10 protein-coding genes and 2 tRNA genes are annotated in these 16488 nt (G+C 55.0%); 4 read left to right on the top strand and 8 right to left on the bottom strand.

Annotated elements, in window-relative coordinates; genetic code table 11:
- Window positions 1–119: 119 nt before the first annotated feature.
- The 3 genes from ACYBHZ_RS14500 to ACYBHZ_RS14490 all read right to left on the bottom strand — a co-directional run bounded on the left by ACYBHZ_RS14500 (window position 120) and on the right by ACYBHZ_RS14490 (window position 4543).
- Window positions 120–2831 (bottom strand): TonB-dependent receptor, encoded by a 2712-nt coding sequence (locus tag ACYBHZ_RS14500; RefSeq protein WP_460274992.1) that lies wholly within the window; start codon window positions 2829–2831, stop codon window positions 120–122.
- Window positions 2832–2985: 154 nt separating this feature from the next.
- A complete protein-coding gene (locus tag ACYBHZ_RS14495; RefSeq protein WP_460274991.1) occupies window positions 2986–3936 on the bottom strand; it encodes a FecR family protein in 951 nt (316 codons plus the stop codon).
- A gap of 85 nt (window positions 3937–4021) precedes the next feature.
- The gene (locus ACYBHZ_RS14490; protein ID WP_107818228.1) at window positions 4022–4543 is read right to left on the bottom strand and encodes an RNA polymerase sigma factor; all 522 of its coding nucleotides are present in this window, start codon (window positions 4541–4543) and stop codon (window positions 4022–4024) included.
- An 869-nt stretch (window positions 4544–5412) separates the two neighbouring features.
- Between ACYBHZ_RS14490 and ACYBHZ_RS14485 the strand changes: the two genes are divergently transcribed.
- Entirely contained in the window at window positions 5413–7485 is a 2073-nt protein-coding gene (locus tag ACYBHZ_RS14485; RefSeq protein ID WP_460274990.1) for a TonB-dependent receptor domain-containing protein, read from the top strand.
- A 110-nt stretch (window positions 7486–7595) separates the two neighbouring features.
- Window positions 7596–8327 (top strand): HugZ family pyridoxamine 5'-phosphate oxidase, encoded by a 732-nt coding sequence (locus ACYBHZ_RS14480; protein ID WP_460274989.1) that lies wholly within the window; start codon window positions 7596–7598, stop codon window positions 8325–8327.
- 153 nt (window positions 8328–8480) lie between these two features.
- Here ACYBHZ_RS14480 and ACYBHZ_RS14475 read toward each other — a convergent pair whose 3' ends face one another.
- The 4 genes from ACYBHZ_RS14475 to ACYBHZ_RS14460 all read right to left on the bottom strand — a co-directional run bounded on the left by ACYBHZ_RS14475 (window position 8481) and on the right by ACYBHZ_RS14460 (window position 14447).
- Window positions 8481–8684, bottom strand: coding sequence for an ATP-binding protein (locus tag ACYBHZ_RS14475; RefSeq protein WP_394707490.1), 204 nt, complete (start codon window positions 8682–8684; stop codon window positions 8481–8483).
- Window positions 8685–9023: 339 nt separating this feature from the next.
- Window positions 9024–10004: an ATP-grasp fold amidoligase family protein gene (locus ACYBHZ_RS14470; protein ID WP_460274988.1), complete on the bottom strand. Its 981-nt coding sequence runs from the start codon at window positions 10002–10004 to the stop codon at window positions 9024–9026.
- Between the two features lie 2002 nt (window positions 10005–12006).
- On the bottom strand, window positions 12007–12990 hold the full coding sequence (locus ACYBHZ_RS14465; protein ID WP_460274987.1) for a glycosyltransferase: 984 nt from the start codon (window positions 12988–12990) through the stop codon (window positions 12007–12009).
- A 596-nt stretch (window positions 12991–13586) separates the two neighbouring features.
- On the bottom strand, window positions 13587–14447 hold the full coding sequence (locus tag ACYBHZ_RS14460; protein WP_460274986.1) for a glycosyltransferase family 2 protein: 861 nt from the start codon (window positions 14445–14447) through the stop codon (window positions 13587–13589).
- A 333-nt stretch (window positions 14448–14780) separates the two neighbouring features.
- Here ACYBHZ_RS14460 and ACYBHZ_RS14455 point away from each other — a divergent pair.
- Together ACYBHZ_RS14455 and ACYBHZ_RS14450 are read left to right on the top strand one after the other, a co-directional pair.
- Window positions 14781–14857 (top strand) — tRNA-Asp (locus ACYBHZ_RS14455).
- Window positions 14858–14904: 47 nt separating this feature from the next.
- Window positions 14905–14981: transfer RNA gene (locus ACYBHZ_RS14450), tRNA-Asp, on the top strand.
- 67 nt (window positions 14982–15048) lie between these two features.
- On the opposite strand, the gene ACYBHZ_RS14445 is transcribed toward ACYBHZ_RS14450, so the two are convergent.
- On the bottom strand, window positions 15049–16446 hold the full coding sequence (locus tag ACYBHZ_RS14445; RefSeq protein WP_460274985.1) for a helix-turn-helix domain-containing protein: 1398 nt from the start codon (window positions 16444–16446) through the stop codon (window positions 15049–15051).
- Window positions 16447–16488 lie beyond the last annotated feature (42 nt).

The raw sequence follows: 16488 nt of genomic DNA, 5'->3' as shown, positions 1-16488 counted from the left end.
CGTCGTGTTGGTCTCAGCGCGAAGGCGCGCGGACAGCGGATCGGGGATAGAAGTGCGTGTGTTCATCTCTCACCTTGCGAAAATGGAAAAGGGCGCACCAATTGGCGCGCCCTGAGACGTTAGAATTCCCAAGTCAGACCGGCATAGACGGTGCGGCCAGGGGCGGGTGTCGTGGTCAGGCTGAGCGGATCGACATAGTAAAGATCCGTGAGGTTTTCGATTCTGGCCGAGGCCGTCAAATCTTCGCTCAGCTTATATTCCGCAAAGACATCAATCACCGTGTAAGGGTTCCATTCCACTTTCGTGATAAAGGGAGAAAGCCCCTGATCCGTGACCTGCCCGTGACCAATGGCACGGCTTCCGACATGTTCGATACGTCCGCCAAGCGTGAGATCGTCGTTCATGAGCTTTTGTGACATGGTCAGGCTCAGGGCGTATTCGGGCGGCACCTGGTTGGTTGCGTAGTCGGCATAAAGCGACTGGCTTTCGCATGTACCCGCGGTTTGACAGAACTGTACATCAAGATAGTAATTCGCTGCGAAATCTGCAGTGAAACCACCGCGTTCATAATGTGTGCTCAGTTCAAGCCCCGAGAATTTCGCACGGTCAAGATTGTAGACCCACATGGATTGGTAGGTGTAGCCAAGGTCGCTCACGAAATCAGTGCGATACTGCCGGGCGAGATAATCGGATACGTCGGTGTTGAAATAGCCAAATTTAAACATCGCTGTGTCATCCGCGTCAAACAGTCCATGCCGGATGATATTGGTGCCGATTTCCCATGTCCGGGCGCGCTCTGGAAGAAGATCGCCGTTAAACTTGGTCGAAAAGCCAGTCAGGCTTTCAAACAAAGAGGGCATGCGCTGCGTGTTCGAATACGTCACATAAAACTGAGTGTCTTTCCACGGCTCAACCTCAAGCCCGAGATTGCCGCCCCAGCCGCCGGTTTCAAGCGTTTGCCCGTTGGTTTCCGTACCATTGTTTCTGACAGGCTCGGAGCGGTCTTTACTCCAGAAATGCTGATACCGCAGGCCGCCATTTAAAGTGAGCCATTCTGTCGCGTCCCACTCCGCCTCGGCAAAGATTGCGGCCTCATCGCGTTTGCCGTCTCGTGTCGTGAGACCATCCTGAACGAGATCGGCGCCATCGTTAGGCCGTGTATCCTGATGGAGCAGGGAGAGACCAAAGTTCAGGTTAAGATCGCGGCCATGTAAAGTGAGCTGAGAGCTGTTGCTGAGATCGAAACCTGTCATTTCCGTATCGCTGCCCGGACGGAAATCCGCAGGCAGTCCAACAGAGACCGGGTCGACATAATAGCCAAGTCGCGCGGGATTGCGCAGTTTGAGGTTCGTGTGCCAGAGGTTCGCGGTCAGATCAATCGCACCGTCCCCAGCCGGCATCCAATGGTGTTTGAGGGCAAAGGTTTCGAGTTTCGCCCCTGTGGTTTGTTCCTGCTGGACGGCTTGCGCAGACGTGCTGGTTAATCGTGACGCAAGCCTGTCACCGGATTCGGTGTCCATGCTCATATAGCTGAGTTGCGTGGCATGTCCGGTGCCATATTTATAGGTTGCCTTTGCAAGAATGGAGGTACTCGTCAACTCCGTGTTCAAGACTTCCTCACCATGGCGGTAGTTGGCAAGGCCTTGGTTTTCGTAATAATCTTCATAGTACCATCCATCCGGGCAAGTGCCGCTCGAATAGCAGAAGGGTGTGTAGCCGAGATTGACAATCTCGGCCGCGTCGTCACCATTTTCACCGGCGTGGTAGTTGCCGCGTTCACGATGCGCCACTCCGAACAAAAGTTCGACACTTTCATCTTCATAGGCGACGATTGCACTGCCAGCCCTTTGTGTCGGCTTGAAGACCGAAGGCCGGTCCATGGTTGCGTCGTCTGAGCTGACTTCGGAAGACACTGGGTTGCCTGATCCGGTGGTAAAGACATTGGTAATATCATAACCGGCGGCATCTCCTGCGTTCGGCGTCGATGTATTGCCGCCGACCTCAAGTTTGATCCGTCCGCCCCAGTTTTCGCCATCTTTTACGATGTCACGCGCTTCCACCGTCGACATTTCGACGCTGCCCGCGATCCCCCGCGACCCAGCCGCGCCACCTTTGTGGATTTCCGCCCCTGCGATGAAATCCGGATCGACGAAGCTGCGGTTCGAAATCCCCTGATAGCCCTGATAGAGCGTCACATTATTTGCCGCACCATCGACAGTCACCTCGACACGGTCCATGCCCTGCATGCCGCGTATATTGACATCAAGGCCGTTGCCGGAATTGCGGGCATCCCCGGACATCACGCCCGGCGTGCCGCGCAACATGTCAGCCGCGTTCGAGCCTCGGAACCGCGAGATGTCATCTTCGTTGATGTAGTTCACACTGCCGGGTTGTTGGTATGAAAGCGTTTTGTCAAAGCCTCCCGATACAGTAATCGTATCAAGCAACAGTGTGCCTTCGGGGAGATCGACTGAGGCGCTGTCGTATGTGGCGTAGACGGTCACCGTATTCGCGTTTGTAAAACGATAGTCCAGCCCGCTACCGGAGAGCAGGGCGGCAAAAGCGCTGCGTGGGGTGTAGCTCCCATTGAGCGCAGGGCTGCGTTTGCCCGCTACAACCTGCGAGGATAGGATCAGGCGTATGCCACTTTGATCCGCCAGTTGCGTTAAGGCTGAGCCAAGATCTTGCGCCGGGATGGATAGGGTCACTTCTGAGCTTTGCGCTTGGGCATAAGCCATCTCGGTCCACCCGAACTGGGTCATGCTCAGCGCGGCGGTCGTGCAGAGTGCGAGCGCGCGCAGGGTAGGTCTTTTTCGTGTCGTGTCGGTCATTGGTCCCCCGCCGATTATCAAGGTCATATTCGGCTGGGTCACAAGGGCGTCACCTGGCGTGTCATAAGAGGGACGAGACTTGGCGCGCCAACTTGCAGTGAGTTGTGAAAAAAATCTTAACTTTTTATCATGTCGTTTAAAAAATCATTTTATATCAGGTCGTTCTGATAACGGCCAACATCGGAATTTTGCTGATCCTGACAGGGAGGGCAGCTTCTAAAGCGTCCAGGATCGCGTCGGGGTCGGCCAGATCGAACACGCCTGTGATCTCCATCGTGGCCAATTCATCCTCCATTACGACGATCCGGCCGCCGCGATAGCGCTCCAGTTCCACGGCAAGATCGCCAAGCGGTCTGCGGTTGAAAATGAGCTTACCCCGCCGCCAGGCGCTTGCCTCGGTAAGATCGACGGTTTTGATGTCAGAGAAACGGCCTTCGCGTGTGATCTGAATGTGTTGACCCGCGGCCAGATGTCGTGTGCCTGTCTGGCTGCTGACGTCTGCCGCGCCTTTGTGAACGATAAGCCCGACACGTCCATTGCATAGATCGACATCAATCTCACCCTGCGCACAAGTGATCGTGGTCTTGCCCTCCGAGACATGAAACGGCGCAGTATTGTTCTGAACGATCGTGAAAAATGCCTGTCCGCGTGTGAGGGACACGCCCCGTTCACCGTTCTCAAATGCACCGGAAAGTGCGGTGCGTGCATTGAGCAAAACTTCGGTGCCATCCTCAAGCTCAAAGCTCTGACGCTCTGCCGTCGCAGTTTGATAATCGGCGAAAAGATGTGTGCCGAGAATGCCGAGGCCGTTCATTCCGCCTGCCACAACCACCGCCGCGCCACCGCCAAGAACCGAGCGTCGGGTCATCCGGCGGTTGCGCATCTCGCGTCCCCAGCTGGCCCCGGCGGTCCCGAGACCGTTCCAGAGATGCTCCGCCTCCAGCGCTGCGGCTTCATGCGCGGGGCTGATGGCGCGCCATGCCTGCCATTTCTGCGTGTCACGTGGGTCGGCGCTGCCGGAATGTAGCCGGACAATCCAATCGAGGGCTTGATCGCTCAGCTCGGAAGAGGTTGCATTCATGTTGTCTTTTCCGCTGGAGGTCATGACCCTTGCTACCTTTTCTTCCGTTTGGCGTGCCGTCTCTGTAGAGGAGACGAAATGAAAGCGTCGATCTTGCACTGAAAATGTTCTATTGTGTGTGATGCAGATAATCGCGGCAATGCCGAAGCGCCTGCGCCATATATTTCGCGACCATGCTTTCGGAGACGCTGAGGGCCAGCGCAATCTCACGATGACCCATGCCGAGACAACGGTTCATCAAAAGCGCGCGCCGGGGTTTGTCCTTGAGCTTCAAGAGCGCTCTGACCAGTTGTTTCAACTCCTCGCGGGCCAGCATCACCTCCTCTGCGGAGGGCACATCGTCCATCAGCGTGTCGATGTCGATATCCCCAATTGCGGTGCGATCACTGTGCCGTTTTTCCCGACGGATCAGGTCAATGGCGATATTGCCCGCAATGCTCAACAAATAGCCACGGGGGTTGTGAACGGAAGAAGGCGCGGATTTCAGGCCCTCCAGCCTGATCCAAGTTTCCTGCATGGCTTCATCGGCCAAATCCTGTGACCCCAGACGGCCCGCCAGACTGCGTCGCAAACCGTGCCAATGGTCTAGGTAAAAGCTAAAGAGCCGTATTTTGCTATTTTGTTCTGTCATACACAATTGGCCCGACATTCTGCGACCACCTTTCCGGTCGGATTATGCGGCCTTCCGCGCGATAGGGGAGGCCATGTCCCGATAGTGGTTTCGAAACAGCTCAGCGTTCCTGTGTTCGAAAAAAACAGCCATGACTGACCTCTGCGAATATAACGATTTCGTCTGATGGGCTGACAGTCATGCAACTCCCATAGGAGCGGTCTGACGTAATCTTGGCGCTCACGTGTACAACGTGATGCCAGAGGCGGCTGCAAGAAAATTAAAGGCATATGTCTTGGAAGAAAAGATATTTTTCTATGTAAATAGTTCCGTGGATTGGGGGTCTTCTCTCCGTCGTTCGATCGTGCCCCGCTTTGTCGCTCACGATGGACTTCGCTGCTAGATGCGCCAAGTGGGTGAAGCGCTCTGGATAGCAGGCAACTAAGGCATCATTGTCGTGATGCGATTTGCCGATGGTACCGTCAATATTATATCACCGCTTCGCCTGTTGTGCTGATCACGCCAAGGCTGCTGCCAGGCGAGGCCTCTCAGAAAAAGCCCGTCAGATGAAGCCGGAGAACCTCTGTGTCCGGCACGTTCAGTGGTATCCATCCCATTGCTTCTCTAGGGAAATCAATAGGGTGGGATGGTCTGATGTGATCACAGAACGGCGCTAATTCTCGCAACTTGTACGTCAATCCGCTTGCGGTTGAAGGTGAATGTTGCTTTACTACGCTGCGCGAATACGCTCTCCGAGACAGTTTGAAAGGTGCGCAGCACCTGTGAACGATCCAGGGAAATTACACATTTCTCTGACGTCATAGGAGTTGACAATGTCGCAGTTTATGCGTCCCAAAAGACGTGCCCTTTCTCTTGTTGCAAGTACAAGCATGCTTGCCATTTCCCCTCTTTCAGCGCTGTCTCAAAGCGCTAGTGCCGAGGTCTACGAGCTCGCGCCGATTGTTGTTCAAGGCGAGGCGGGGGCATCTGACAGCATGGTTCCGGCAGAAGATTTGCAAACCCGTTATTCCGGCAACCCCCAGAATGCACTCGATATGACACCCGGCGTGTCGACACGGCAAAGCTCAAGCCAGCCGGGGATCGAAGTCAATATCCGGGGCATGTCGGGATATGGTCGGGTGAATTCCATGATCGACGGTGTGCCGCAAAGCTTCAAGAATACTGCGGGACATGAAGCATCAGGCGGCAATCTTTTGTACATCCAGCCCGAGTTTCTGAGTGCGATCGACATCGAACGTGGCGTTGTGTCAGGTGCCGCAGGTGCCGGGACGCTCACCGGGGCTGCGAACTTCCGTACAATCACGTTGGAGGACATCCTGCGCGAAGGGGAAACCGAAGGTGGTATGGCCCGCCTGAAGTTTGGGGATAATGGCTATAACTACTCCGGCCTTCTCAGCTATGGGAAACGCTTTGACGGGCTTTGGGGTGGTGACGGCCATGTCGATGTGCTCTTGGGCTATGCCTATACGGACGAAGGTGATTATGCCACGGGCGATGGTGGTGAATTGAGTAGCTCCCGGACCTCTGTCAACGCGCCGGAAGGCAAGCTTGCCAAGATCGAAATCGCTCCAAATGACACCCATAAACTGAGCTTTGGTGCGCGGTGGTATAGCAACACCTTCGACAATTCGAGCTACACTTGGGACGTCGACAACCAAACTTGGACCGCCGATTACGCCTACACACCCGGCAATGGTCTGATCGATCTGAAAATATCGACCTATTACAACAACACAACGCTCTATTATCCCGGCACCGGCGGCTCTTATGCGGGGCGCGAAACCGAAGAAGAGACCTACGGGCTTTCGGTCACCAACAACAGCCGGTTTGCGCTCGCGAGTGGCCGCGACCTGATGCTCAATTATGGGCTGAGTTGGACGCGGGATGATTTCCAAACCCATGCCATGCGCGGCGGCAACAATCCCGGTAAGCTCGATAAAGCCAGCCTCTTCGTCGACGGTCAGATCGACTATGGCCGCATGGTTGTGTTTGGCGGTCTGCGCTATGATCATTGGCAGGTGGACGGCTACCGTGCGCCCTATGCCGCTGGCGTTGCGGATTGCCCGGCTAACGGTCCGTCCTGTGGGGATGAATGGGTTAAACGCGATGGTGGGCAGCTTTTGCCAAATATCGGGCTGAGCTACGCAGCGACGCAGGAATGGACTCTTTCTGCAAGCTATGCGCACACTTTCCGCCCACCGACGACGCATGAAATGTTCTATGGGCTTGTGCCCTTCGGAGACGGTGTGGGGACAGGGATGACCAACAATCTCGACCTCGATCCAGAAACCAGCCGCACCGTGGAGTTGAGCGCGGAATTCAACCGCCAAGGAGTATGGGGCGCAGAAGATCAGGCATGGTTCAAAGCGTCGGTGTTTCGCAGCTGGATCAAGGATTACATCGTCAACGATTTCGTTTCGATCTCCGGTGATCCCTATAGCCGTGCGATGTGGGTCAACACGGATGGCACAACCATCATGCAGGGTATCGAATTCGAGGGGGGCTATGACACCGGAAAATTCTACGCCAATCTTAGTTTTTCGATCAGCGACACGGACAGTCAACCCGTTGGTAACGGTACGGGCATGGGCAATGGCCTGACCTCCTCGCAGCCCGATCGCACAGCGATGCTTGATGTCGGGGTTCGCGCTTTTGAAGAGACCCTGACGCTTGGCGCACAGGTCCGTTATGTTGGAGCGACGGCGCAGGCGGCCTATGACTGGGGCAGCTATCCTGACGGCGCGTATCTTTCGAAAACAGACAGCTACACGCTTGTTGATCTTTACGGCAGCTACGCACTGAACGAAAATGCAGAGCTGTTCGTTTCTATCGAGAATGTCTTCGATGAATCCTACGGTTATCCGGGTGGCAACGAAGCCGCCTACCAGGAAATGGCGGGTCGCGGACGCACTTTCATTGCTGGTCTGACCACCCGGTTCTGAAAAAACAAACGGCAATCCTGTGCGGGGGCGCTTGTATGGGGGGCAGAGGGGCGCCTTTGCGCGGCCCTCTTGGTGGTCACCGAAAAGGGGGAAGCGCTGTGTCACATCGCATGAAACTGGTGCGGGAAACGCCGCTTAAGCAAAATGAGGTAGAACCTTTTGGTCCGCGGGATTTGGCACGGCGCATTTTACGCACGACACGTCAAATTTCATTGGCGACCTTGGATCGCAACAAAGGCTTTCCCTATAGTGCTGTCACGAATCTCTCGGTTGAACCCGATGGGGGCATTGTCTTTTACGGAGCCGCGATAAGCCATCATGCCCGTAACATTATGGCCGACCCCCGCGTGTCTGTCACGTTGAGCCAAAGTGAGGGGCGCGACGTTTTGCGAGATCGCCGTATGACGTTGATCGGGACTGCACGCAGGCTTGATGGCATCGCGTTTGAACGGGCCCGAAATCGCTACAGACGTAAATTTTTCCGCTCTTCGAAATATCTCGATCTGGCAGACAGCTGCATGTTCAAACTCAATGTTGAGGCCATTCACCTCAACGGCGGCCCCGCGCGCTACTCGGACAGTCTGTCTGCCGAAGATCTGAGCGTCGATCTGCGTGGAGCCGAAGCACTGCTTGAGCAAGAAGAAACCTTGATCGCTCACCTTGAGAGCTTCCCAAGCAAAATCAAAATGTTGACCTCGGACCTCAACGGCGTGCGAGGGCGTTGGCATATTGCCACGATTGATCCTGAGGGCATTGATTTGGCCTCTGAAACGGAGTTTCATCGCCTAAGCTTCTCTCAGCGGGTCACGACACCTGCGAAGCTCTTGGGTCTTTTGTCATAGCATTTACCGAACACCGACACTGACCGTAGGATGTTGTCACGTTAAAGCGTTTTGCTGTTTATCTGAGACATAAGCATGTGCTTAAGGCCATCCTCAAGCCCCTTTGGTCAGGCCAAGATGCCCGGTCGAAATGGGGGCCAATTCAGTGATAGGCTATCGGGCACTTTCGGTGTTCATCTCGAAGATTGTTGCTTGGTGGGCAAGCCTGTCGACGGGGAACCGCGTCATGGCGGGGGCAGGAAAGGTCTTGCTCCACGCCCTGAAGTGCTGGTTTGTCGCGATCATAGTAGAGCGCCGATCGTATCGGGTCGATTCTCTGTGACAGAGGTGAGGTCGTTGAGGACCGCGAAGTCGAATTTGTCGCGTTTCAAGACGGCACTTGCAGCCGTCCCCCAGGGCGGGGGGTGAGCTTCAGGACGCTTCCGCCGCGCGACATACGAAGTGCGCTTTGGTTCAGTGAACTTAGCGGAGGGCACTCCCCTTTGCGAAAGAGCGAAATAGCATCATTTAAAAACAGCATCTTGGTCCAGATTACAATAGGTTGGAAGGCTGACGCTTCGTTTACACCGAAGATGTCGGGAGTTCGAGCCTCTCACGACCCACCAGTTCCCTCGATTGGTTTTGCTCCGTTTACGCTATGGGATGTTCCCATGCGCAAGGTCGCCATTTCTTGTCAGCCTGTCAGCGAAGGTCTCCTCAATTGCCGTGCTCTTGAGGTTGGTAAATCGGAAAACGCTGTTCCCACATTGCCCCTAAGCGTACATCCCATTCGCGCGGCACAAGGGGTGCGGTTGCGGCCTGATGAAATGGTGTCATCTCGCCGAAGACAATGCCTTCGTCTGTGCTGTAAAGATCGACGCGGATATAATCAAAGCCACGCGATAGCTCTTCGGCGATACGTAGCATGTCATTGAGTGTGGCCGGCCGTTCAGGGGGAGTGTCATGTGCCACTCTGCCAAGAAATTCCATGTCGATATGCGTGAAGTTTTGGTCAAAAAATGACTGGCGGCGATCCACAAGGCGATCGGAGACGACATGAATGACACAGTCGAAAGACCCGTCCTGCTTATGAAAACAGTGGAACTTATAATCGGTTGGGGGGCCGCTCTCCGGATCGCCGAGGAATTCTTCTATGATAATGACATTGTTGGAATCGGTGAGGTTCTGAGCGTTTCTGATCTTGTGTAAATTTTTATTGAACCGTTTACAGACTGCATCCAGGTCCAATTTTGATTTGTCACGTACGATTTCATTCAACCCACTCCCAAAACTCGATTTGATTGCAAATGCGTCGGGGAGATCTGCAAAGTCAGAAGGGGTGAGGCGTTTTAGAACCTTGAGGCGTTTCGTGAATTTCAACCCTTCGATTGCACGGGATTGTACGAAGTGGTGCGCAAAAAGTTTCACACCATAAAGTGGATATTGAGCATCATCACTCTCAATGATGCGTTTTATGAGTTTTTCAGTGAACAATTTTGGATGTTCTAGGTCTGGTTTATACCCATGTGTTTTTTCAAATTTTGCAAGCTTTTTTGCGCGCCATTTTTCGCGCTTTATCGGTTCCATGCGTTGCATAAAACTCTCACACATTAATTGCATGAAAGTCAGTTTAGCGAGTGTTCTCGTAAGCATGTATCCCCCGAATTCTTGCAATCGCATCGCGCGTTGCAAGGTCATATCTCATTGTGAAGTGGTTTCAAAACTTTCTTTATTCATTGTGTCTTAGTGCGCTTCGGCAAGGAGAGCCATTCGCCTTGTTCGGAAAATATATGTTTTTGGACGCATCTGCGTTTAGCCAGCGTTGTGAAAATCGCTTGCGGCCCGATACCAAGGTGCGCGCCGGCGTAGGACTTCCTTGTCGAGCTTGTCGATCGTCGCAATGATCGAAAAGTTTCGGGCATTCATTCTGTTGCGGCTCGTGGCTTTTTGCGCCGTTTCCAAATGGGCTTTGCCGGAGGCTAGTCGAGCGACCCAACCCGCTTCGCCCACCATGTCAGGCTCCGGGCGTCCGAGAGACAAGGGGAGATCCCAAGGGTCCAAGTGCCCGGCATCCCAAGGGCCTGATATCCCCAAACGGGCGAGAAGTTCCACTTTCGGGCGCCGGCCATACGGATGTTCGGCGTCAAACTCCTCGGCAGAGTCATAACGGAACAGAAGTTGCGGTTCTTCCTTGGGTTCCGGGCGTGAGGTTTGGGCCAGCAAATCTTCGTTCGAACCAAAACGCGCCATCGGGACGCTGAAATATTGCAAGTGCCGATTGCGGATGACGGCTTCGCGCAGTTCCTGCCACGCCTCCGCCGTGAGGAAGCAATTCCCATCCCAAGGTAAGACCCATTTTGCGTCTTGCTTCCCGGCACGGAGCGCAAAGTTTCTCGCGCCGTTGTTATGCATCACATAATTGTTTTTCTTGCGATAAGTCTGCACGACGGCGCGGATGCGGGATTCCGGATCGAGGTACTCGAACTGGGGGCTTTGCAGATAGCCGGGTGTCGGCATCAGTGAGACATCGAAAGGAACTGCGGCATAGTCTTCGAAGTCAAACGGGATGCGCGTGTAGTCCTGTTCGAAACCTTCGAGAAGCGCGATGATCTGCTGTTCGATCGCAGGGTCGAAAATTCTATTGAGCACCCATTTTTTGCGGCAGTCCTTGAAGTCGGGTTCATTCTCTAGAATGAACTTCACATTCTGAATGGACTGCCCGTCACTGTGGCGCGGTTCAAGATCGTTGCCGATGATGCGGTAGAGAACGAAATCGTCTTTGCGCTGCGCAGCTTCCTTGGAGCCTTCACCTCGGGTGCTTGGAGCGATGGAAGTTTTGCGTTTTGGGTAGGCGTGACGTTTGAGGCGATGCGCTTTTCGCTGCACTGTGTCGATGAGGGAAAGGCCGAACAGGTAGGGGGATTGTACGAGGATGGAGGCCGCTGCAAATGCGGGCTTTTTGTCGAGCAGCCTATCGAGGGCCTGCCGAAATTTCCTGTGTAATCCAAGGCGGTAGGCTTCCGTGTCGATGTCATCCAAATCGACCAGAATGCTGGGGCAATCTACGGAGAGCTCGGTCACCCAGTCGGCAATTTCTTTGTCCTTGGAACCGCTGGGCGCTGCCTGCTGCGTCAAGCATTTCAAAAGGGGGGCAATGTCCAGTTCCGAGAGGTTCGTTGGAGAGACCTCGAATTCGGCCATTCCATCGATGAGGGCTTTCGGTTCTGCGAAGTTGGCGATGGCGGCGCGAAGTGGGTCATTCGCGTAGGTGTTATAGAAGACACGCATTGGCGCCTTCGCCATCAGGTACAGGGTCGCGAAGCAGGCCGCGGAAAACGGGCTGTTGAGGAAGATAACATCCGGGTCAGGAGCGCCGCGAACAGTCCAGGGAGACATGGTGTAATTGGCAATGTCGTCCGTTTTATTTGTCTCGATCACGTCGATCAGAGGGATGGAATGAAGGCCTTCTGGGCTCAGGTGACGCGCGAGTAGCAGGGCGAAGTTGCGGTCGTGTTCAACGGTGATGATCTTTTTCTGAGCCAGTCCGGCGGCCATTTCAGTCGACTGCCCTCCGCCGAACTCCACAATCGTCGAAGCGCTCTCATAGGCTGCGTGTAATGCGGAGCGTTTTTCATCGGAAAGGTCGATGAGGCGGTGGTGCTTCAAAGGTGTGCTCGCTTTCGAACTGACGGTCGGCATTCTACTGGCCAGTTGTTTCTGCATAAAGGGTCGCGACCCGTCCTCGCATAGCTTGGATGCGTCCCGTGATCCAGCCTGATGTCCGGACAAGCTCCAAAAGGGTGGCACCGCCGCTTGGTAGCAGCAAGATTGCGAGGCCAAGCGTTTGGACAGCTTTGATCGGCAGTGATGCGAGCCCTTTCATCCGAAGATTTGGTTTGGTTTTGAGGCGACTGGCAAAGTTGGTGCAGGACTGGACGCGCGCACGGCGGAATTGGTAGCTTATCGAGAGACGCTCGACTGGAACTTCCTCATAGACATAGGCATCTTTCACCCAAGCCGTCGGGAGATTCTTGGCTTTGACTTCCTTGTAGAACTTCGTGTCGGTGCCGCCGGTAAAGCGCATGGTCTCATCGAACCGAAGCCCATATTCGGAGAAGAGACGGGTTTCGCCGAGCCAGTTGTTCGTGACGATGGTTACGCCATCTGTGCCATTGAGGTTTCCCCGATTGGCGGCACGACGTTCTTGTTTTCGACCGCGTTGCTCCAAGCCTTTGTACAGTTTTCTTTGCCCCCAGGTGAGATCGTTCGCCGGAGGCTGAATCGCCAGCGGGCCACCGAGCAGTATCGCATCGCTTGAGCGGTAGCCGGCGACGAGCTTGGAAAGCCAGTTTGGATCGACAACCTCGTCATCGTCGACGAAAGCCAAAAGATCGCTGCCATAGGCAAGAGCTTCTTTTGCCGCTCGGTTTCTACCAAATGGAATGCCGATTTGGGACTCTATAACGTAATGAAGCGGAATGGCAGCAACCTTCCCATTGCGTCTTTCAATCTCGCATTTGGAACTGGGTTGAGTGTCGTTTTCCACAACCAGAAGGCGAATGTTGCAGTCCGTTGGTATGTTCAGATTGCCAAAACTATCGAGCAGGTCGGACAGCATGGAGGGGCGGTTTCTCGTGAGTGCTGCGACTGTAATGTCGAGAGTTTTTGATTTTGTTTTACCCAAGAGAGTGTACCTGTTTTGTCTGCCGGTATCTTGAGCGACCTACACCCCAACATCCCTTGAGGCTAGTCGAAGGGGCTGATATCGGCGTTTTCCTGCCAAGTAGGTCTGTGTAAATCGGCCATGTGTCAAAATATTACGGTTCAAATATTCTGATCCTACGGCGCTCTTAAAAACAACAGTACCCGAAAAGCCTTCAGTAAAAAGTCGATCTTGCGGCGTAGATTCGAGGCATTCTCAAACCTTTGCGTATTCTCCTTAGGGTTGTTTTGGCGGGGGGCTCGTGGTCTGAAATATGCATCTTTTGCATGCGTTGTGTCGTACTCTTGGACATTCTTGACCCCCGATGACGTCCAAGAGGCCGTGTGCTGACTTTACTTTCGAAACGGTTTCAGCCAGTCGGGATGCCGGCTTGGAAATCTGAACGTGGCCTTTGTATCTGGTTAATCTTGGGTTTGCGGAGGTTGAGCGCATGCTCCGATTTCGCGATGAAGGGTGCATGCTATAGTCGGGCATGTCATCATCGCAATCCCTTGCTGGATTTTTGCGCAGTTCAGGTTTGAGGTGCGTTGCGTACGTTCGTATGGGGCCGTTGAGCCTCACAAAAGACTGAAAAACCGTTCAGGAATTTCTGTTAGTATGCCAGGCTCAGTAGCCCGCGCATCGCGGAAGGCGCGGGGCCGCTTTGCCTCTGATCCATCCTCTTCAAAGGGGAATTGAGCACATGCGAGTTCGCTGATTTCATCGAAAGGCTCAGGGTCTAGGGCTGCGGCCAGATCAAAGGCTGCGTTGCGGGTTGCTGTATGGCCTTCGAAGGAGAAGTGGAGGTTTTGTCCCCCGCGCGCGAGCCATCGTTCCTCGACGATGCCTTGATCGGCAAGGGCAAGATGAAACAGTTTGAACTTGGGGTTGATTTTGACGGGGCGGTTGATCAGGCGATGTGCTCCGCCTGTCCAATTGTTCCAGCGCGAGATGACGAACGGCTTGCTGTATTTATCTGAGATAAAGCCGTGTCGCCTTTGTCCGAGTACAGGCTGAGTGCGGTCCAGAATATTTTCTTCGGGGGCTTCAACGACATCAATGCCGAGAGCATAACTGTAGCCATCTTCATCTGTCTCTGAGAGAGCTTGCTCCCAGCTCATGCCGCAGTTTGGATCTACGGCAACAAATTCGTCTACATCGCCACGAATGACATAGTTATAAGTCTTCCGAAGCTTATTGGCGCGGCCAGACATGAGCTTCGCTGCCCAACGGTCATTCTTGATCCGTCGGCGGGGGGCATCCTCTACGATTTCGACATTCACCCCCTCAAGATCTACGTCGGGCGTCCAGTCGCTGCCATCAATGACGACGTAGAGATTTTCACGACCGAATAGGGCGCCATAGTAAGACAGCCACTTTTCAAGGAAAAAACTTTCATTCCGGACATGCGTCAGCGCACACGCAAATTCTTTTGCCATCAAAGTCTCCAAGAGCCGCAGTCGGGATTTCACCCCGGCGACATAGCAAACAAAAATGTAGCGGGATAGAAAAAATGTACGAAGAGCAATATGTTCGGGGGTGTTGGTGGGTGAGAAAATCTATGTGGAGCACGCGCAGATTTCGTGACGGTTGGCATGAGGCGTCACGGCATGGCTTGCCGAGGTTCTGTGTGTTTGGAAACGCCGATAAACTTGCTCTGAAGTTTTTTCTCCCGCCCCGACACTTTTTCGCGATTCCGCGCTTGACGAGGCTGCGCACTCACCATAGAACGCCCCTCACGTTTCGGGGTGCACGCCTCGGATCGGCAGCGAGCGGTTGTAGCTCAGTTGGTTAGAGTGCCGGCCTGTCACGCCGGAGGTCGCGGGTTCGAGCCCCGTCAACCGCGCCATCGCTGCCAAATATAGCCCTTCGGGGCATGCCTTTGAAAGGCACTGCGCGGTTGTAGCTCAGTTGGTTAGAGTGCCGGCCTGTCACGCCGGAGGTCGCGGGTTCGAGCCCCGTCAACCGCGCCACTTTTCTCTTAAGAGAACGAAAAACACGTCCGGTTTCGGGCGCGTTTTCGTTTTAAGTCTCTCGCATTCAGTCGATCCGATAGGGGAGTGTGCCCCGGTTGTTCGGGTCAATGGTCAAGCGGCGCTCCAGTGGCGGCACAGAGCGTTGGTGACAGTCGCGGCGCTCGCAGATGCGGCAGGAAATGCCGATGGGCTCAAAGGCGGCGGGCTTGGTCACATCGAGATCGTCGGCATAGACCAGTTCGGAGGCATGGGTGACTTCACACCCGAGGCTGATCGCATAACGCCGCACCGGGGCGTGGAACGAGCCGCCCGGTTTCGACACGTCGCGGGCAATCGAGAGATAGCGCACGCCGTCCGGGGTTTCCGCGAGTTGGCGCAGGAAGTGTCCGGGGCGCTCAAAAGCTTGGTGCACATTCCAGAGCGGGCAGGCGCCGCCGTAGCGGGCGAATTGCAGCCGGGTGGCGGAGTGACGTTTGGTGATCGTACCTGCCTGATCGACGCGCACGAAATAGAAGGGAATACCCTTCGCGCCCGGACGTTGCAGTGTCGAGAGGCGATGCGCGACCTGTTCGATCGAAGCGCCGAACCGTTCGGCCAGCATTTCGAGGTCATGGCGGGTTTCTTGGGCGGCTTCGAGAAAGGCCGTGTAGGGCAAGAGGGCTGCGCCCGCGAAATAGTTGGCGAGGCCGATGCGCGCGATCTCACGGGCTTCTTCCGTATGGAATCGGGCCAGATCAAGTGTGGCGTCCAGAAGCTTTCCTTGGGTTACCAATGCAAGCTGATGGAGAATCTGAAAGCGACGGGTGGCGCTGGTCGCACGCGAGGAGATCGTGAGCTCTCGCAGTTCCGGGTTGAAGTGCCGCAATTCCTGATTGCCACTGCGGACAGAAATGCCGTGTTTTTCCAGTATCTCAAGCGCGGTCTGGATGACATCGCGCGCCTCGCCGCGCGGGCGGGCGAGGTTTTCGGCGGCGCGATCCACCGCGTCGATATAGTTGTCGCAATAATGGAAGAAATCGCGGACCTCTTCCCAAGGCGAGGGGCGGGCCGGGATATCTTCACGGCCAAGAGCTTCATCCATCGAGGCCAGACGCTCCGTGGTCTGACGATAGGCGCGGTGCAATTCGAGGAAGGCTCGGGCCAGAGCGGGGGCGTTGGAGGCGGCGAGGCGCAGGTCGGCCAGAGGTGGCGCGCCATCGGAAAAGACCGGGTCAGCCAGCGCTTCGCGCATGTCCGTCACCATGCGTTCGGCGTCACCGGAGCTGAGTTCGGTGACGTCGAAGCCGAATTCCTGCGCCAGAGCCAAAACTACGCCGGTGGAAACCGGGCGGTTGTTGTTTTCCATCTGGTTGAGATAGGGCAGCGAGACGCCGAGTTTCTCGGCAAAGGCGCGTTGCGTCAGCCCCAGACGGGTCCGTGTCTCGCGCAGTTTTGCGCCGGCATAGAGTTTTTGCTGGGCCATGTTCTGTTCTTCCCCTCGCTTTTGCAAAACGAGGTTTGCCAG

It is taken from the genome of Celeribacter sp. ULVN23_4 (assembly GCF_054788345.1).
The sequence above is the reverse complement of the archived record's forward strand: the minus strand, read 5'-3'. Positions and strand labels throughout refer to the sequence as shown.